Source organism: Bradyrhizobium sp. sGM-13, from assembly GCF_018398875.1.
GTDB lineage: Bacteria > Pseudomonadota > Alphaproteobacteria > Rhizobiales > Xanthobacteraceae > Bradyrhizobium.
This window is the reverse complement of record NZ_JAGWDK010000021.1, coordinates 53,950-70,975: the sequence shown is the minus strand read 5'-3', so window position 1 is coordinate 70,975 and position 17,026 is coordinate 53,950. Positions and strand designations below refer to the sequence as shown.

22 protein-coding genes and 1 pseudogene are annotated in these 17,026 nt (G+C 62.8%); 11 read left to right on the top strand and 12 right to left on the bottom strand.

The window, feature by feature from the left end:
* Positions 1–24 precede the first annotated feature (24 nt).
* Together KJQ96_RS27090 and KJQ96_RS27085 are read left to right on the top strand one after the other, a co-directional pair.
* On the top strand, positions 25–642 hold the full coding sequence (locus tag KJQ96_RS27090) for a PilZ domain-containing protein (protein ID WP_028349156.1): 618 nt from the start codon (positions 25–27) through the stop codon (positions 640–642).
* Positions 643–972: 330 nt separating this feature from the next.
* Complete coding sequence (locus KJQ96_RS27085) at positions 973–1,599, top strand: transglutaminase-like cysteine peptidase (protein WP_213289441.1); 627 nt, start codon at positions 973–975, stop codon at positions 1,597–1,599.
* A gap of 132 nt (positions 1,600–1,731) precedes the next feature.
* On the opposite strand, the gene KJQ96_RS27080 is transcribed toward KJQ96_RS27085, so the two are convergent.
* The 3 genes from KJQ96_RS27080 to KJQ96_RS27070 all read right to left on the bottom strand — a co-directional run bounded on the left by KJQ96_RS27080 (position 1,732) and on the right by KJQ96_RS27070 (position 4,224).
* Positions 1,732–2,049, bottom strand: a complete 318-nt coding sequence (locus tag KJQ96_RS27080; RefSeq protein WP_213289440.1) for a hypothetical protein — start codon at positions 2,047–2,049, stop codon at positions 1,732–1,734.
* A gap of 87 nt (positions 2,050–2,136) precedes the next feature.
* Positions 2,137–2,592, bottom strand: coding sequence for an Hsp20 family protein (locus tag KJQ96_RS27075; protein WP_213289439.1), 456 nt, complete (start codon positions 2,590–2,592; stop codon positions 2,137–2,139).
* 360 nt (positions 2,593–2,952) lie between these two features.
* Positions 2,953–4,224 (bottom strand): phospholipase D-like domain-containing protein, encoded by a 1,272-nt coding sequence (locus KJQ96_RS27070; RefSeq protein WP_213289438.1) that lies wholly within the window; start codon positions 4,222–4,224, stop codon positions 2,953–2,955.
* A gap of 724 nt (positions 4,225–4,948) precedes the next feature.
* On the opposite strand from KJQ96_RS27070, the gene KJQ96_RS27065 reads away from it, so the two are divergent.
* Together KJQ96_RS27065 and KJQ96_RS27060 are read left to right on the top strand one after the other, a co-directional pair.
* The gene (locus KJQ96_RS27065; protein WP_213289437.1) at positions 4,949–5,836 is read left to right on the top strand and encodes an alpha/beta hydrolase; all 888 of its coding nucleotides are present in this window, start codon (positions 4,949–4,951) and stop codon (positions 5,834–5,836) included.
* A 155-nt stretch (positions 5,837–5,991) separates the two neighbouring features.
* Positions 5,992–6,498 carry a hypothetical protein gene (locus KJQ96_RS27060; protein ID WP_213289436.1) on the top strand — a complete coding sequence of 169 codons (507 nt, stop codon included), beginning with the start codon at positions 5,992–5,994 and terminating at the stop codon, positions 6,496–6,498.
* Between the two features lie 476 nt (positions 6,499–6,974).
* On the opposite strand, the gene KJQ96_RS27055 is transcribed toward KJQ96_RS27060, so the two are convergent.
* Both KJQ96_RS27055 and KJQ96_RS27050 read right to left on the bottom strand, forming a co-directional pair.
* Positions 6,975–7,127: a hypothetical protein gene (locus tag KJQ96_RS27055; protein WP_213289507.1), complete on the bottom strand. Its 153-nt coding sequence runs from the start codon at positions 7,125–7,127 to the stop codon at positions 6,975–6,977.
* 230 nt (positions 7,128–7,357) lie between these two features.
* Positions 7,358–7,771, bottom strand: coding sequence for a hypothetical protein (locus KJQ96_RS27050; RefSeq protein WP_213289435.1), 414 nt, complete (start codon positions 7,769–7,771; stop codon positions 7,358–7,360).
* Between the two features lie 117 nt (positions 7,772–7,888).
* Between KJQ96_RS27050 and KJQ96_RS27045 the strand changes: the two genes are divergently transcribed.
* Positions 7,889–8,116, top strand: coding sequence for a hypothetical protein (locus KJQ96_RS27045; protein WP_213289434.1), 228 nt, complete (start codon positions 7,889–7,891; stop codon positions 8,114–8,116).
* Entirely contained in the window at positions 8,113–8,283 is a 171-nt protein-coding gene (locus tag KJQ96_RS27040; RefSeq protein ID WP_213289433.1) for a hypothetical protein, read from the top strand. Before KJQ96_RS27045 ends, KJQ96_RS27040 begins: the two co-directional genes overlap by 4 nt.
* A gap of 14 nt (positions 8,284–8,297) precedes the next feature.
* Here KJQ96_RS27040 and KJQ96_RS42135 read toward each other — a convergent pair whose 3' ends face one another.
* On the bottom strand, positions 8,298–8,738 hold the full coding sequence (locus KJQ96_RS42135; protein ID WP_375293205.1) for a PAS domain-containing protein: 441 nt from the start codon (positions 8,736–8,738) through the stop codon (positions 8,298–8,300).
* Here KJQ96_RS42135 and KJQ96_RS42130 point away from each other — a divergent pair.
* On the top strand, positions 8,738–9,013 hold the full coding sequence (locus KJQ96_RS42130) for a hypothetical protein (protein WP_213289506.1): 276 nt from the start codon (positions 8,738–8,740) through the stop codon (positions 9,011–9,013). The two genes, KJQ96_RS42135 and KJQ96_RS42130, sit on opposite strands and share 1 nt — an antisense overlap.
* Here KJQ96_RS42130 and KJQ96_RS27025 read toward each other — a convergent pair.
* The gene (locus KJQ96_RS27025) at positions 8,962–9,492 is read right to left on the bottom strand and encodes a gamma carbonic anhydrase family protein (RefSeq protein WP_213289431.1); all 531 of its coding nucleotides are present in this window, start codon (positions 9,490–9,492) and stop codon (positions 8,962–8,964) included. The genes KJQ96_RS42130 and KJQ96_RS27025 overlap by 52 nt on opposite strands.
* A gap of 72 nt (positions 9,493–9,564) precedes the next feature.
* Positions 9,565–9,894, bottom strand: a complete 330-nt coding sequence (locus tag KJQ96_RS27020; RefSeq protein WP_213289430.1) for a DUF6949 family protein — start codon at positions 9,892–9,894, stop codon at positions 9,565–9,567.
* Between the two features lie 239 nt (positions 9,895–10,133).
* Between KJQ96_RS27020 and KJQ96_RS27015 the strand changes: the two genes are divergently transcribed.
* A complete protein-coding gene (locus KJQ96_RS27015) occupies positions 10,134–10,847 on the top strand; it encodes a hypothetical protein (RefSeq protein WP_249734572.1) in 714 nt (237 codons plus the stop codon).
* A gap of 131 nt (positions 10,848–10,978) precedes the next feature.
* On the opposite strand, the gene KJQ96_RS27010 is transcribed toward KJQ96_RS27015, so the two are convergent.
* Both KJQ96_RS27010 and cysE read right to left on the bottom strand, forming a co-directional pair.
* Positions 10,979–11,197, bottom strand: a complete 219-nt coding sequence (locus tag KJQ96_RS27010; protein WP_025590201.1) for a DUF3126 family protein — start codon at positions 11,195–11,197, stop codon at positions 10,979–10,981.
* Positions 11,198–11,392: 195 nt separating this feature from the next.
* A complete protein-coding gene (gene cysE, locus KJQ96_RS27005) occupies positions 11,393–12,220 on the bottom strand; it encodes a serine O-acetyltransferase (RefSeq protein ID WP_213289429.1) in 828 nt (275 codons plus the stop codon).
* A gap of 328 nt (positions 12,221–12,548) precedes the next feature.
* On the opposite strand from cysE, the pseudogene KJQ96_RS40460 reads away from it, so the two are divergent.
* Positions 12,549–13,323 (top strand): annotated as a pseudogene (locus KJQ96_RS40460) (hypothetical protein); the annotation flags it as partial.
* Between the two features lie 12 nt (positions 13,324–13,335).
* Here KJQ96_RS40460 and KJQ96_RS26995 read toward each other — a convergent pair.
* Together KJQ96_RS26995 and KJQ96_RS26990 are read right to left on the bottom strand one after the other, a co-directional pair.
* Positions 13,336–14,088: an alpha/beta fold hydrolase gene (locus tag KJQ96_RS26995; protein WP_213289427.1), complete on the bottom strand. Its 753-nt coding sequence runs from the start codon at positions 14,086–14,088 to the stop codon at positions 13,336–13,338.
* Between the two features lie 56 nt (positions 14,089–14,144).
* Positions 14,145–15,305 (bottom strand): hypothetical protein, encoded by a 1,161-nt coding sequence (locus tag KJQ96_RS26990; RefSeq protein ID WP_213289426.1) that lies wholly within the window; start codon positions 15,303–15,305, stop codon positions 14,145–14,147.
* Positions 15,306–15,554: 249 nt separating this feature from the next.
* On the opposite strand from KJQ96_RS26990, the gene KJQ96_RS26985 reads away from it, so the two are divergent.
* On the top strand, positions 15,555–15,800 hold the full coding sequence (locus KJQ96_RS26985; protein ID WP_057843934.1) for a zinc-finger domain-containing protein: 246 nt from the start codon (positions 15,555–15,557) through the stop codon (positions 15,798–15,800).
* Positions 15,801–15,807: 7 nt separating this feature from the next.
* Positions 15,808–17,010, top strand: coding sequence for an FAD-dependent monooxygenase (locus KJQ96_RS26980; RefSeq protein ID WP_213289425.1), 1,203 nt, complete (start codon positions 15,808–15,810; stop codon positions 17,008–17,010).
* Positions 17,011–17,026 lie beyond the last annotated feature (16 nt).

The window sequence follows — 17,026 nt, the reverse complement described above, 5'->3', positions numbered from 1 at the left end:
AGGACCGGCTGTCTGGTGGCGAAGATGTCGTTTGCGCAAAAGAAAACTACCACTGTGCCGTCCGCGGAGGAGCGGCGGCGCTTCCAGCGCGTCAAGGTTCACTTGCTCGGCCGCTACATGCTGCCGGATCGCCGCGAATTTCCTTGCCAGATTATTAACATGTCGCCGGGGGGGCTGGCGCTGCTGGCGCCCGGCATCGGCAATGTCGGCGACCGCGTGATCGCCTATCTCGACCATATCGGCCGGGTCGAGGGCAAAATCACCCGCATTATCGACAACGGTTTTGCCATGACGGTCGGCGCCACCGCGCGCAAGCGCGACAAGCTCGCCGCCCAGCTCACCTGGCTCGCCAACCGCGATATCCTCAATCTGCCCGAAGACCGCCGCCACGACCGCATCGTGCCGCGCAACCCGATCGCGCTACTGACCCTCGAGGACGGCAGCAAGATGACCTGCCGCATCATCGACCTGTCACTGTCGGGCGCTGCGATCGCCGCGGAGAACCGCCCGCCGCTGAAGTCGCTGGTCATGCTCGGCAAGGTGCAGTCCCGCGTGGTGCGAAACCTCGAAGAGGGGTTCGCGCTCGAGTTCATCCACGAGCAAGTCGCCGAGACGCTCGAAGACGCGGTTACCGCGCGGTAAAGCGCCAGCCGCCAAAAATCCCTGATTTTTCAGCCCCCAAGGCGGTATCCGGGTTGCCGGATGCCGCCTTCTCACCGTCCGGCACCCGCTAAAGTCGGTTAACGCGGGGCGCTTTTGCCCGCACATCCCCTGCTATTGCAGCGCCACAGGCATTAATCCGTAAAGTTTGAATCAATTGCAGTTGTTTCAAATTTTATTCGAATTCGATTCAAGTATAGATCGAATTCGTCGCTAGCTTTACTAGTATTCACGTCAAATGTACTTGCCTGACTTAGCGGCGGCGCAAATCCTTTGTGCGAAACGTGGTCCCAACAAGAAACGGGGGCCACAATGTTGTTCAGGGGACAGGGGAAGGGACTGGCGGTGATCGCCGTCCTGATAGGGATGAACGCTTCGATGAGCGTCTCGGCGAAAGCCGGCGACGCGCTCTATGCCAGCCTTGGCGATACCGCGCGTTCGCCAATCGGCTGGGTCGAATTCTGCGCCGAGAACGCGAGCGAATGCCGCGGCGCGTCACAGCCGCGCGACATCGTGATGTCGCAGACGGCGTGGCGGGATCTGCTGCGGGTCAACAAGTGGGTCAATGAGGCCATCAAGCCGATCACCGACATGGATCATTGGGGCGTGATCGAGAAATGGTCGTTGCCGACGGACGGTTACGGTGACTGCGAGGACTATGTGCTTCTGAAGCGCAAGATGCTGATCGACGCCGGATGGCCGCGCGAGGCGCTGCTGATCACGGTGGTGCGCGACAAGAAGGGCGAAGGCCACGCAGTGCTGACGGTGAAGAGCGACAAGGGCGAGTTCGTTCTCGACAACCAGAACGAAAACGTCCTGGCCTGGACCGAGACCGGCTACCGCTTCGTCAAGCGTCAGTCGCAGAGCGACCCGAACGTATGGGTCTCGCTCGGTGACAGCCGCCCGGCGGTTGCCACCGCCTCGTCACGCGATCGATAACGAACAAAGGATTTTACGAACCCGCGACCCGGTCACATCCCCACCCCTCCCCGTCCCAGACCGGTTCGCGCGCGGCCACCCTTCCCCCAAAGGGTGGCCGCAACTTTTTTCGGGGTGATGGTCGCTTGTGGCCTACGCCGCCAGCGCCACGCGTGAAGTGGATTTTTGCCGCATCGGCTTGCCGCCGGGTGATCCCGACGGTTTGGGGTCGAGCATCGAGAGCGCTTCGAGAACCTCATCGATCGTCACGATGCGCCTTGTGCCTGCCAGCTCGCGCAGCGCAGGATTTGAAGCGACCGCCGCCGCATCTGAAGCCCAGGACGCCAGGATCGCGCGCTTTTCGGCGAGCGAAAGCGTCCTGTCGGCGACCACGTCGCGCGGGTGATCGAACACGGCTCCCGGATGCAGCACAGCATTCAGATCAAACACGTTATCTGTCTGGTCGATCATCAGCTTGTCCTCCCCAAATTGGGAAACGCTTCCCGCCCGGCATGTTCGGGCGGGAGCCTTTGGTCCCTTTGGGAGGCGTGGCGGGCTTTAGGCCGCCTTCGCCTCGATCTGCTGAACGTTGCTCGGCGCTGCGCCGTTGATCGCGATGCGGCGTGGCTTCATCGCCTCCGGGACTTCCCGGAACAGTTCGATCCGCAGCAGGCCGTGCTCGAACGACGCGCTCTTCACCTGCACATGATCGGCAAGGCTGAACTGGCGCTTGAAGGGACGCGCGGAGATGCCCTGGTAGAGATATTCGCGCTGCTCCTTCTCGGCCTTGCGGCCTTCGATCGTCACCGTGTTCTGCTCGGCAGTCACGGAGATCTCGTCGACTGCGAAGCCGGCGATGGCCAGCGAAATCTGATACCGGTCTTCGCCCAGCCGCTCGATGTTATAGGGAGGGTAATTATCCTCGCCGGCGCGTTGCGCGGTCTCGACGAGGTCAAAAAGGCGGTCGAAGCCGATGGTCGAGCGCCAGAGGGGTGAGAAATCGTATGTGCGCATAGCCAAATCCTCCATGGAGCAAGTTGGATACGAGCGGCACCGGACACGACCGGTGCCCGTCTCAAGGCCGGGCCCATCAGGCGCCCAGACCGCCGCCCAGCGGCGGCAGCAAAAAAATTAGAAAACGGCCTTTTGGTTTCAAGGCCGCCGACAAATATTTTTAGGCGGCCTAGCTGCCGGACCGTCCCGCCCTCAGCGGCCTTTTGCACCGCGCGACCGACGTGCGATGATGGCTCTGGCAGCGGGGAGAACGCACCTTGGCACACAGCGAGATCCACGTCCTCCGCCCGGCTTAAACCGAATTGGCTGGTGGCGCACAGGAACGACTGACTCTCACTTGCCCGCGCCCGTTGCACCGGCCTAGCCCTCCGGTATCCAGAACGCGAGCATGCGTTTGGTTTCGCCGGTCTTTCGACGCCGTTGCCAATTTGGGTTGCGCGAGAGAAATTGAAACGGGTCTCTGTGCTCTCTCGCAGCCTCTTCGAGATAGGCGCGCCAGCGATAGTGACTGTAGGTCTGCATCGCGTTGATCGAATAGTGCATCGCGATCTCGCGATGGCCGCGAATGACCAGAAAATTCTCATCGTTCTTGCCGCTCGCAGACTTCGAGAAATTGTGCGAGCCCGTGACGACGATGGGATCGTCGCCGAATGGGTCGATCACAATCGTCTTTGAATGTGTAATGGCGTGGCCGATATTTGCCCGGAACTCTGCCGCCGTGCCCTCCACCGCCCATTCACCGACCGTCTTTCTGAGTCCTGTTGCCTGCGCGGAATCGAGGAAGAAATCCTCGGGGTTCTGTTTCAGCAGTTTGAACTCCTCCGCACCTGTGCTGGTAAATTGCGTCGCCACACCGCGCACGTACAAGTTCTTTTCCTCCTGCATCCGAAGCAGCGTACGTACGGGCTCATTGCCCGGCTGAAACATCACGAAAAGCACACCTTGTTTTGCGTTCGTCACGAGATCGACGAGTTCCTCGATATCGATCTCTCCGCTCAATTTGGTGAACCAGCTATCGACTGTGGCATCGCCGAGCGGAATTCCTCGTTTCGGCCGGTTGTTTGAGGCTAGCAGTTCGTCGGATACGACATCGCCCGCTTCTGCCAGTAGCTGGAACTGAGCCTCGAATCGCTCCGCCAGCTCTTCGTGAATCAGCATGATTCCGTTGTTGAGCTGAGTACAGAGACCGGTCGGCGTCCAATTGGTGCTGCCGGTCCAGACCTTTTCCGGCTTGAAATCGCCCGCTGCCCGGCGGCCCAGAACCACGAATTTGTTGTGCGCGAGGGCCTTCGGTGCGAGGAAACGATCGTGAACCACGACGCCAGCGTCGGTCAGCCGCGTTCGGGCCTCTTCATTCTCGTCCTCTCCTTCCACCTCAACGCTGCCGTTGGCCAGCACGACATGCGCGCGCCCGCCTATCGCGACGAGACCATCCACCAGTTCCTCGTCGCTCAATTCGTATAACGCGGCATGGAGTTCAAGTCGGCCGTCATCCGCCACTTCGGCCATCATCTGCAGCATGGTCTCGCGCAGCGTTCCGCCAAGGAAAGCTCGGGCTTCGCGGTCAACCTCCTGGCTGACAATGATGGCCGTCTCTTTCAGCTCCGCGAGGGTGATGCCCTTGCGCTTCATGTAGCGCGCCATGAATTGCGACAGCACGTAACCACGGTTGAAGTGCACGCTCACGCCGTCGCCGCAGTCCGCGCTGAGGGCCAGCGTTCTCGACCATTCACTCGACGGCCCGTCATGCAGCTTGCCATCGGCGCCCACCACCCTGGCAACCACGCGATATGCGATCACATCGCCCAGATCGGCCGCGTGATCGGTCCAATCATAGCGCTGAAACGGCCAGATCTGAGAAGAGCGTGAGATAAACTGATTGCCGTCGCCGTCGACTTCGACGTCGTCTTCGAAGCCGACACGGTTCGACAGATATTTGGGCTCCGCGTCGCCCCGCCGGCATTCGATCGCGAACCCCAGGCATCCCGGAATGTCATCGGCGTGCGTCCAGACAAGGTGCACGTCATCGGCATTCGAAAAGACTTTAAGATGGATCTCCGACATTCCCGCCCCCATTGAAGCAACTTGGCGCTGAAGGAATTCGCCTGACTTGCGATCCAGCTACATGATTGGCTACTGTCATTCGCCTCCAGTGCATCTGGTATCGCATACGGATACAACGGCTGGATGAAGGTTGTTTTTGAATGTATCACAGCGCTTGCGTGTGTTATGCATGAAATAGGGATGCCGCCGCTATTTCGGGGTTTCACGCGCGGCAAGTTCGGCTATCGCCTTTTGCGGTGCCGGGCCGGCGTGCGATGATGGCCGGCGCCCCCCCCCCCCGGGAGAACGCATCTTGGCTCACAGCGAGATCGACGCCATTCGCGCATTGCTGGGTTCGAAACCGCGACCGGTCGGATGGTCGGAGCGGCGGCAACGGCTCGACGAGGTCGGATCGACCTGGCCGGTAGCGCCGGACGTTCAATGCGAGGCCGTCGACTGCAACGGCGTCGCCGGCGAGTGGTCGATCGTGCCCGGCAGCGAGAAGTCGCTGGTGCTGCTGTATTTCCACGGCGGCGGATACTGCTCCGGCTCGATTGTCAGTCACCGCCGACTGGTGACGGAAGCCGGGCGCGCCGCGGGCATGCGGACGCTGGCGATCGACTACCGACTTTCCCCTGAACATCCCTATCCCGCCGCCCATGAAGACGCTCTGACGGTATGGCGTTTCCTGCGCAAGCAAGGCATTCCGGCAATGAGCATCGCGGTCGGCGGCGACAGCGCCGGCGGTAACCTGACGCTTGGGCTGATCAACCGGCTGCGCGAGGCGCGAGAGCCGCTGCCCGCCTGTGCGTGGCTGATCTCGCCGTGGACCGATCTGACCATGTCAGGCAGCACGCTCGCGACCAAGGACGCCATCGATCCGCTGATCCATAAGGCGTATCTTGATGAGCTCGCCGACGCCTATGCGCCGCCATCCATCGACCGCCGCGATCCGCTAATCTCACCCTTGTTCGCTGATCACAGGGGTTTTCCGCCGGCCCTGATTCAGGTCGGCTCGGCCGAAACGTTGCTCGCAGACGCGACCCGGCTCGCCCTGGCGGCTGGGGTGGCCGATGTCGATGTGACGCTGCAAATCTGGCCGCACATGATCCATGCGTGGCCGGTTTGGAATGCGAATCTCGCGGACGGCCGTCGCGCCCTCGCATTCGCCGGCCAGTTCATCCGCTCGCATATGCGTTAGCCCCGCACGCCCTTCTGGGCCATTCCTGCAGCCTAAACCCTCGGTCGAGAGCGGTTTTGCCCGCAATCCCAGGCTCTTCCCGCAAATCCCGGGTTTTAGCGATGTCCGGGCTGTGCTATTTGGAACTTTGAAATCACGTCCGGATTTGGAGTCGCATGCTCGAACTCGCCCCCCGGAGTGCCAGCCCCGTCGCGCGTATCGGCGGTCAGCCGATTGCGATCGCCGCTGCGGCTCTCGTCATTGTCGTACTTGGAGTAAGCTCTATCGCCCTGTGGCGTGCCTATACGGGCAGCGCCCCCGAGACCGATCGCGCGGCCGCGACCCGCCAATTGCAGGCGCGCGCCGCGCAAGCATCCGAGCAACTGGTCGAGAAGGCCAAGGGCTTGGAAGCCACCCAGCAGGAATCCATCGACCAGTTGCAGGTGGTGCAGGACCAACTGCTCACCGTGCGCCGCCTGCTCGCCGCGCAGCAGGCCGACACCAGGAAGCTTTCCGAGCAAGTCGGAACGTTGACGGAAGCGATCGACGGCTTGCGGCAATCCTTTGCCAGCGCGCAGGCCTCCGAACCCACCGCCGCTCCCGCGCCGCGCAAGCGATCGGCCAAGGCAAAGCCCCGCTCGGCCCGGAGCGTGAATCGCAGCCGCGGCAAGGGCCGCGGCTAGTTGGTCTGGGCGGCGCTCGGCGACGAAGTCGGGCATGGGGACGTATGGCCGACGCCGCCGCAACCGGCGGCGCCGCTCGGGCAATCCAGCGATATTCATCCTTGATCCCGGATCGGAATTGCATCATGCGGCCGGGTGACGGGATATTTTCGACCGTTGCAGCATGCGTCGCCGCAACTTTTTTCCGCGCTTTTGTGAACTGGATCACATATCTCCGGGTGAATCCCGGGCATCCTGCAGTTCACCGGATGGCGTGAGCCGATTTCAATATCCGGGGCTGGCAAGGTCGTTGACGGTATACTGCGTCGACGGCCTTGTTCTTTTGTGCCCCTTCAACGGCCGCCGCTACAATCTAGTACCTCACCGGCGCCTGCACCGATACGCGCCAGGATCCGGCCCGGCTGTGCAGCCCATGTGATGGCAGGAAGCACGGATCGCGCGCAGCGAACGACTGCGCGCGATGTTATCGAAGTCGGCTAACCGACCCGACCGCTCTTGCGATAGGGCTTGGACATCCGATGCGACTTCGACATCCTCTGTTCGATTTCCCAGAACATCAAGACGAAGGCCGCAGCCAAACCAACCACGATACAAATGAACAACAACGTCAATGCCGGGACTGTGAGCATGTTCAACATCCCTGATACGATGCCAGCGGCATATCAGCGGATGGATCAAAATACGGCTTCGGTTCTGGAAAACGCCCGAGCGTATAGCCCCCGCGATTTGCCCTCGAAGTGCTCGACGCTTTCGGCGTCGGATCCTCACGGATCCCGGGTCAAATCTAGAACGAGTTCTCGGGGCTGGCTGATGCTATTTTGCTCGCTGCCCTGCGACCGGACGTCGCTCGGGCATGAATTCAGCAGCCGCGGCAAATGCCCTTTATCTTGCGATCGACCGTCTTGTTTTCTTCGTTGATCACAGCGTCATCGGTTGAACTACCCGATCTGGCCGAGCCGGTCGTCACGCCGCGGCCCGACGACTGCGCGGTGCCGGCAGTATTGGTGCCAGGCGGAGGCGGCTGCGCAATTCCGGACGGATTTGCCGCGCCGCTCGGACCTTGGCCGGCATTGTTCAACCCTCCCGGAGTCGTGGGACTTGGCGACATGCCGGTGACGCCTGGCGTACCCACACCGGCCGAGCCGGCACCCGGTGAGCCTGTGGTGCCGGGGCCGCCGGCGGATGTTCCGCCGGGGCTCTGTGCAAATGAAGTGACCGGCGATACCAGGATTGTGATCGCCGCGACAGCGGCGGCTGCAGACGCCAGCTTCATCGGAAATCTCCTTTTTCTTTCAGAAGCAACGACCGCGCCCTGGCCTTGTTCCTGCCGGAACGATTCCACTGCCAGATCATTCATTCACATCCGCTCGACGGCCGGAGTGGCCAGGCTTTGCGCAAATTGATCGCCTTCGACGACGACACATTCGACAAGCTCAAACAGCTTGCACGTGACCGGATGGCGACCTTTCAGGAACTGGCTGACGAAGCCTTTGCGGACCTCTTGAAGAAGCACGGCATACCCATCGACCTCAAGGACGCGCTGCGGAAAAGCGCAGCCGCTTCCAACGAAGCGATGGCGAAAAGAACCAGATCGAAAACCCGAAAGGCGGCATCATGAATTCCGACACCGACCCTTTCGAGCAAGGCCAGCGCGCCGCGCGCCAGCACATTCCGGCGGAAGCCAATCCATACCGGGATGGCAGCGAGGAGCATGCGCTCTGGGCCGCCGGCCATGAAAAGGTCGCCGGCCCCCCTCGCGAGGCGAACGAAAATGAAGGCGGCTGAGCCGCCTGCGATCGTTACTCCGCAGCTTCGGTCGGGGCCGCAACATCGGTCTGGTCGGTCCGGTCCTCGACCATGCTCACGAACAAATGGGACTTGCGTTCGGGCCCGCCGATCTGAAGCCGCCGCACCGCAATGGTGCGCCGGCCCTTGACCGGGTTATCGACGGTATCGACGATCGCTTCGAGCTGCTGCTTGCGCTCCAGCAACTGCCTATCGCGCCGTTCGATCAATTCTGCAGCCGACTCCGGAAACAGCTCGCGGGGTGTTTTCCCCATGATCTCCGCGCGCGACATGCCGATCATTTCCTCGGCCGCCTTGTTGACGAACAGGTACCGGAGATTGCGCGCGTCCGGTCGGCCGCCTCGGTGATTTCGTGCAGCGGCCGAGCGCGAATAGGTACCAGGCCGCATAGCGGCCCTGGTCGCCGAGATCCGCAGCCTCGACGGTGCGTTCATTGTGGATCCGCGCCAGCGCCTCGGTCGTTGTTGAGCTGGGTTCGCAAGCTGCGGTTGGCGTCGTTGTCGCCCCATTCGCGGCCTGCCGCCGGGCTGATGTCGACCGCACGCCGCACGAGTTCCCTGCGGAATTCGATGAACTGGTCGATGCGTCGCTTGAAGACCGTGAATTGCTCGGCGTGTTCTCGCGAGAGCGCCCGAGACGGACCAAAGAAGGCCGCCTTCAGCCGATCTTCTTCAGTCCGTTTTTGAACCGCGGCCCGTTGAGCGCGTAGAATTTCGCAGCACTTCCCATCGCCGTCACCTGCTCGGGCGACAAGGTGCGGACCACGCGCGCGGGCGAGCCGATGATCAGGGAATATTCGGGATATTCCTTGCCTTCGGTGATGACCGACCCAGCACCGACGATGCTGCCGCGGCGTATCTTCGCGCCGTTCATGACGATCGACCCCATGCCGACCAGCGCGTCGTCTTCGAGCGTGCAGCCATGCAGGATGACATTGTGACCGACGGTGCAGTTCTTGCCGATCGTGAGCGGAAAGCCGCGGTCGGTATGGCAGGTGGAATTGTCCTGCACGTTGGAGCCCTCGCCGATCTCGATCCACTCATTGTCGCCGCGCAGCACGGCGCCGAACCACACGCTGGCCGAATTCAAAAGGCGCACCTTGCCGATCACGACGGCAGTGTCTGCGATGAAATAGTTTCCATTTGCGGGGAGTTCAGGCCCCTGTCCGTCGAGTTCGTAGATCGCCATAACAAAAGATCTCCGTTGGCGGAGACCTTGGCACAGCCCCAGGCAGCGGATCAAGCGAACAGGCCACCAGCCTCAGGCCAGCACGCCCGCGGCTCGCAGCGTCATCAGGAAGAACGTGCCGGACATCATGCTCCAGAAGCCTGAAAGCACGGTCGCCACCATCACGAATTCGAAGCGGCGGCGCTCGATCTTCGCACCGCGTAGCGTGTTGCGCATGATGATGAACGGTGCGGCGAAAACCAGAAACGGCACGGCCGCAAATGTCTTCGGCGCCACGCCTTCCCCAAGCAGCCCGAATCCCGCCGGCCGCGCCGCCATCGCCTGATAGCCACTGGCGAGCGCGCCTGCGAGCGCAAAGCCGATGCACAGGGAGAACAGGGAATTCAACGCATCGGGCGACATGACAACTTCCCGTACTCGACGAACCGTGCCCTGCTTTCGCAAAATTGGCCGGCGGCCGCCACAGTATCCTTAAGGAAGGGTTAACAACAAACCGCCGAGACCTCGTTTGCGCATGGCTGCAAGGGCCAGAACTCCCGTGAAATCATGCGGAAATCACACTGCCCATGGCATATTCGCGGAATGATTCGCCTTAGCTCTCGGGATCGTGCCCGAGCTTCGACCCGACCGATGCCTCGTTCATGACCCTGCTTTCGACGGCCCAGCACCTCGCCCGCGACACCCGCAGGGATCCGCGCTCGCACATGATGCTCATCATGGTCGCGGCAACCATCACCGTTGGCGCCATTGCCCTCGTCGCTTATTTGCTGTGGCCAACCTGGGTGGCGCGGCCCGCCAGCGCTCCGGGCCGGTTGCCGGTCAGCGTCGGCGCCACGCTCTTCAACGTGCCTACAGCAGCGATCCGCCGCAAGATCCAGCGCCACTCCGGGCCGCAGGAGCGGGTCGATCTCAGTTTCGTCTTCCCGTCGCTTGAACCGCCGGATGCACCGAAGCACGTCAGCGCCGATACGATCGATGAGAAGGTGCAGCCGATCGACCGGATATTCCTGTCGATATCGGCCCATCACGATGCGCTGCCACCGGACACGCGGGTGCGTACGATCTATCCGCGCTATCTCGAACAGAAGGCAACACCAGTCGACGATGGATTGACGATGCGCGCCTTCCGCGACGGCTCGCCCTACGCCAACGAGGACCTGTTCTCCGCGGGCGCACCGAGCCTCAACACGCGCTGCACCCGCGACGGCCTGACTCCCGGCATGTGCCTGAGCGAGCGTCGCGTCGACGGCGCCGACCTGACGTTCCGCTTTCCACGGAGCTGGCTGTCGCAATGGCGCGACGTTGCGAATGCGATGGACCGCCTGACGGCGCAAATGCGCGGGCCGAAGGATTAGGCCAATTTCGTAGTTCCGTAGGGTGGGCAAAGGCGCGTTTTGCGCCGTGCCCACCATAACAACTCACAATACGGGAAAGACATGGTGAGCACGCTTCGCTTTGCCCACCCTACGGCATCGCTACGCGCGCCTCAGCCGACGTCGGCGAGATCTTCTTCGAGGATCGCCATCTGAAACTGGAACGAGCGATCGTCGTCCTCGTCATCGACGAACAGCACGCCGATGAATTCCTCACCGATATAGACTTCGGCGGAGTCGTCCTTTTTCGGCCGCGGCACAACGCGGATCTTGGGATTGCCGAATACGCGCTTGAGATAGGCGTCGAGCTTCCTGACTTCCTGAACGTCCACGGCGGTCTCCAATCGGATTCTTTAAATTTCCGGGGAGGTTTTAGGACGAGACGGCGCCAACCGCCAGAGCCTTTTCGGTTCTGATTGGATCAGAACCGAGGCTCTATTCCTTGTTTTGACGCGTTTTCTTCACGCTTCGCTTGAAAACGCCATGCGGGTAACTTCACAAAGATCGGCCGCAGAATGTGTAGAAAATCAAAGACCGATCGCGCCGAGCATCTGATCCATGGTGCGCGACGGCTCCGCGCAGCCCGCCTCGCCGACGATCTTCGCGGGAACGCCGGCCACCGTGACATTGTGCGGCACCGGCTTGACCACCACCGAGCCCGCGGCAATGCGCGCGCAATGGCCGATCTCGATATTGCCGAGAATTTTGGCGCCTGCCCCGATCAGCACGCCGCGCCTGATCTTTGGATGACGATCCTCGTTCTCCTTGCCGGTGCCTCCCAGCGTGACGCCGTGCAGGATCGAAACGTCGTCATCGATCACGGCGGTCTCGCCGCAGACGAAGCCGGTCGCGTGATCGAGGAAAATGCCGCGGCCGATTTTAGCGGCGGGGTTGATATCGGTCTGAAACACCGCCGACGAGCGGCTCTGCAGATAATAGGCAAAATCCTTGCGGCCCTTTTGATAGAGCCAGTGCGCCAGGCGGTGGGTCTGCAGCGCGTGAAAACCCTTGAAGTAGAGCAACGGATCAATGAAGCGCGAGGTTGCGGGATCGCGGTCGTAGACCGCGACCAGGTCGGCGCGGAACGCATTGCCGAGATCGGGCTCGTCACGCAGCGCCTCGTCATAGGTCTGCCGGATCAAATCGCCCGATAGCGCCGAATGATCGAGCCGCTCGGCGAGTCGATGCACCACCGATTCCTCCAGGCGCTCGTGATGCAGCACGGTCGAATAGAGGAAGGACGCAAGCTCCGGCTCGCGGCGGACGATATCCTCCGCCTCGCCCCGGATGCGGTCCCATATCGGATCGAGTGCGGCGAGCTTCGACGCTTGCGGATTGACCTGATGCACTGCCATGATTGCTCTCGCAAATTCCCTGATTACGTTGCTACTATAGCACGGCGGGCGGACTTCTGTCCCGGGCAGGCGCAGGCCAACGTAAACCGGCTCCGAATGCCGCGGGGGTCAGTTCAAGGTGGTCAGCGGTATCAGGAAATCAAGCCGGCGGGCCTGCGACTATTGGTGAATTTCGGCGGACCGGCCATTCGGCGGATGCTGCCCGGATGGGGGCAAGCCACATCAGCACGCAGATATTGCGGGCGCGTACCGCTGCGAATTTGCGCTCGGCCTGGATCGCCGCCGTCGCCATCCCATTGATGTTGCTGGCCCCTGCCCTGTGGAATGGCTCGCGGTGCTGCTCGGACTGTGCTGCGTCGGCTGGATCGTGCGTCCCTTTCTGCGCGGGCGGATTTCCGTTTCCGGACTGACGCAGGGCAGCCTGACCATCGTCGCCGGAGCTGCGCTGTTGCTGTCGACCAATTTCGCATGCTGCAGGATGGCATCGTCGCGCAGTATTTGCGCGATCATTGCCCGAAGCAGAATTTCAAGCTCTGCCCGTATCGAGACAAGCTGCCGGCCACCGCCGATCAGTTTCTGTGGGGCAACAGCATGTTCAACACGCTTGGCCGTTTCAGGGACTGAACGACGAGATGCGCTTTATCGTGTTGCATTCGCTGGCCGAGTATCCGGCCTGGCAGGCCAAGACGGCGGCCATCGCCACTGCGCAGCAATTCGTCTACGTCGGGACCGGCGAAGGCACCGACGGCTGGCTCGGCCATACCTACGGCATCATCGATCGCTTTCTTCCCGCACAGGTGAAGCCGATGCGCGCGGCGCAACAGCAGCGCTGGCACTTCAACTTCACCGCGATCAACCGGATTCACATTCCCGTTGCGCTGGCGTCGATGCTGCTGGCCGCCATCCTGTTCGGCCGCGGCGTGCTGCGCCGACGGTTCGACGATCTCACCTTGCTCGCCGGCACGGTCTCGTTCGCGCTGCTCGGCAATGCTTTCGTCTGCGCCGTGATATCCGGTCCGCACGATCGCTACGGCGCGCGGCTGGCGTGGCTTGCGACCACGGTGGTGCTGATCGCGGCGATCAGGCAATTCGCCGGTGAAGACGCGCGCGACCGCTCATTGCCGTCGCGACAGGAAATCGATGACGCCGACTTTGTAGACCTTGTCGCCGACCGCGCGCATATGATCGCGGTTCGGAATGTCGAGCACCTCGGCGCCCGGAATGATCCTTCCGAGCGCCGCGGCTGAGCCAGCGATTTCATCCCTGGTGCCGACCGCAATCAGGACCGGCACGCGGATCCCGGCGGCTTCATCCGATGTCATCAGCCGCCGCGAACCGCGTAGGCAAGCGGCAAGCGCGCGGTGGTCGGATCGCGTCTGATCGGCGAAGGCGCGAAAGGTGCGGCCGACCGGATCGGTGACGTCCTCCAGCGACGGTGCTTCCAGCGCGATCGCCACGTTCTCGCCGGGACCGCCGCCCTCGATCAGTCCGATCCCGATGCCGCCGAGAATCGCCGAGCGCACCCGCCGCGGCTGCTCGCGCGCCAGGATCGCCGTCATTCGCGATCCCAACGAATAGCCCATGATATCGGCGCGTTCGATTCCCAGATGATCCAGCAGCGCAATGACGTCGCTTGCCATGATCGCGATTTCGTAAGCAGCGGAATCGTAGAGTTTTTCGGAATCGCCATGGCCACGATTGTCGAGCGCGATCACGCGGCGGCCATCTTTCCGCAAATCGGAAACCCAGGTCGGATAAACCCAGTTCACATTCTTGCTGGAGGCAAAGCCATGCACGAGGACGATCGGATCGCCCTCGCCTTCGTCCAGATAAGCAATTTCGACAGCGCCGTTGTGAAAACTCGGCATCATCAGTTCCATTTTTCGGGGGATCGGAAATGGACGGCCTTGCAAGGACTGCAAGTCTAGCCGTGTGCGGCAGCGCCCGCCAGCACCGGGGCGGCCGGCAAGCATGCTGCCGCCGCCTCCTTTCTCAAGCGCCGCGCTTTCTTGCGGCGAAGCCACGCTTCGGTCGCCCGCTCGGTGGTCGCCTTGATCGACGACAGCAATCCGAACAGCGCCAATAGCGCACCGAACACCCACATCGTCAGATTGAAAGCGCCGGTCGCCAGCAGCAGCGCGCCGCGGCCGAGCACCTTCAAGATCGCGCGGGTCTGGCCGCCCTTGGATTCGGCAAGCCGCGCGGCGCGGGCGATGTCCTTCGGCCCTTGCGCGATGCGCAGTGCGTCGAGCGCGCCACGCGTGCCGGCCTTTTCGCCGACGCGTCCGACATCCTTCGCCAGCCGCACCAGCGCACCGGCTTTCTCAGCGCGGAACGCTGCCCTGATTGCGCTGATGGTCTGGCCCGGCCGCAGCACCGAGCCCTTCGCGACCGCCTGCTGCAGGACCGGCGCATCTACGACCTCGCGCGCCGAGCGGCCTGCCCATTGCGTCAGCCCCTCGCCCAGCCGTCCGACCTTGCGGGCACTCTTGACCATGCTGAGGCCGGCGCGCATTGGACCAACCCCGCCGACCGATACATAGGTCGCCGCGGTCACCGCGAGCCCGACCGTCGCCAGGCCCAGCACCAGCCGGTCCACGTCCTCGCCCGTCGCGAGGTGCTTGCCTTCGCGAACAACGTCCCTGATATCGCCGTAGACGAAGAGATCGCCGGCAACCGTACCCGACAGGCTTGCGACATCGTCGGCATTGCCGACCACGAAACCCGTGGCAAAGCGCTTGGCAAGATGCGACGCCGAACCTGCGTCGGTAACGGCATCGCTGACGCGCTTCGATAGTTCGTCGCTGACGGCAATGCCTTTGTCGCGGGCGAGTTCGACGAAGCTGTTGGCGAGATCGGAATCGCCCTCCGCGAGCGCTGCCTCGATATGGCTGGCGACCAGCGCCTGGTTGGCCCGCAACGCGGAGTTGATCTGGATGTCGGACAGTGTCGCGGGATCGTCCTGCGCGGCCAGAATGGCGCCGGCCTCGCGGGCGTGCGGCCACAGCGCCGCGCACACCGCCGCGCTGAGCGCCAGGCATCCTAGCGCCCCTGCCAGAGCTGAACCGAACCGCAATCGCCTCATCCAAAAAAGTCCAATGTTTTCGTCTTTCTCAAGATGGTATGCCGCTTTTAAGACACAACTGCCCCGACGAAAGAAGGGCTTTTCTCCGACGACAGAATTGTGTCGAATTTGCATGAGCAAATGTGCGGCGGGGACATCCCGAATCGGCTCTAGGAATCATCGGCACCCCCCACTATGGTGCGCGGCATTTCGAAGCTGCCGCGTCGCGTTGATTGCGTGCGCTCATCATTGAAATCCAAGGTGAAGCTGATGTCCGACCATGTCGTCCCGCATTTCCATAACGACGCTGGCGTCTCGGTAATCGAGATCGGCTCGCAGGAATTCATGTGCGTGGGCGCCAAGCCGCCGTTCGATCATCCCCACGTGTTTCTTGACCTTGGCAACGACAACGAGATCATCTGCCCCTATTGCTCGACGCTGTACCGCTTTGCCCCCGACCTCGCCGCAGGCGAAGCCCGCCCGCCCGAATGCGTCCTGAGGGACAAGGTCGCCTGACCTTTCGGTGGCCGCCGCGCGCACCATCATCGTTGCTGGTGCCGGGATCGGGGGACTGACGGCAGCGCTTTCGCTCGCAGCCAAAGGCTTTCGCGTCATCATCCTGGAAAAGGCCGAACGGCTGGAGGAAGCCGGCGCCGGCCTACAGCTTTCGCCCAATGCCAGCCGGATCCTGGTCGACCTCGGCCTGCGGCCGCGGCTTGCGCCACGCGCCGTGACACCTGAGGCGATTAGTATCGTGAGCGCGCGTGCGGGCGGTGAGATCGCCCGCCTGCCGCTCGGCGAGGCCGCCGGCCTTCGCGCCGGCGCGCCCTATTGGGTGATGCACCGCGCCGACCTGCAAGGCGCCCTGCAGGCCGCGGTCAACGACAATCCGGATATCGACCTGCGGCTTGGTTGCCAGTTCGAAGACGTGACCTCGCACGCCAAAGGGCTGACCGTGGTGCAACGCCGCGGCAATGCACGCCAACAGGAGTTGGCGGCGGCGCTGGTCGGTGCCGACGGCATTTGGTCCGCGGTGCGGAACCAGTTGTTCCCGGAGGCGCAACCGCAATTTTCCGGCCTGATCGCCTGGCGCGGAACCCTTGATGCGACCACGCTGCCGCGCGAATATACCGCTGCCCGCGTGCAGCTATGGATGGGGCCGGACGCGCATCTGGTCGCCTACCCGATCTCGGCCGCGCGGCAGATCAACGTGGTCGCTATCGTGCCGGGAACCTGGAACAGGCCGGGCTGGAGCGCGCCGGGCGATGCCAACGAACTGAAGAACGCATTCGCCTCGCGGCGTTGGCCCGCGACCGCGCGGATGCTGATCGGGGCCGTCGACGAGTGGCGGCGCTGGGCGCTGTTCACGCTGCCTGCTATCCGCGAATGGACCGACGGCGCGATCGCGCTGCTCGGCGACGCCGCGCACGCGATGCTGCCGTTTGCCGCGCAAGGCGCGGGGATGGCGATCGAGGATGCCGCCGTGCTCGCCAAATGCGTGAGCGAAAACCCGGGCGATCCTATTGCAGGCATCCCGGCGGCACTGAAGCGTTATGGCCGGCAGCGGCGCGGCCGCGTGCTGCGGGTGCAGCGTGCGGCCCGACAACAGGGACGCATCTATCATCTCACCGGACCGCTGGCGCTGGCGCGCGACCTCGCGATCAAAGCCATGGGCTCGGAGCGCATGCTGGCGAGACAGGACTGGATTTATAATTGGCGGCTGTGAGCGAAGTTCGACGGCC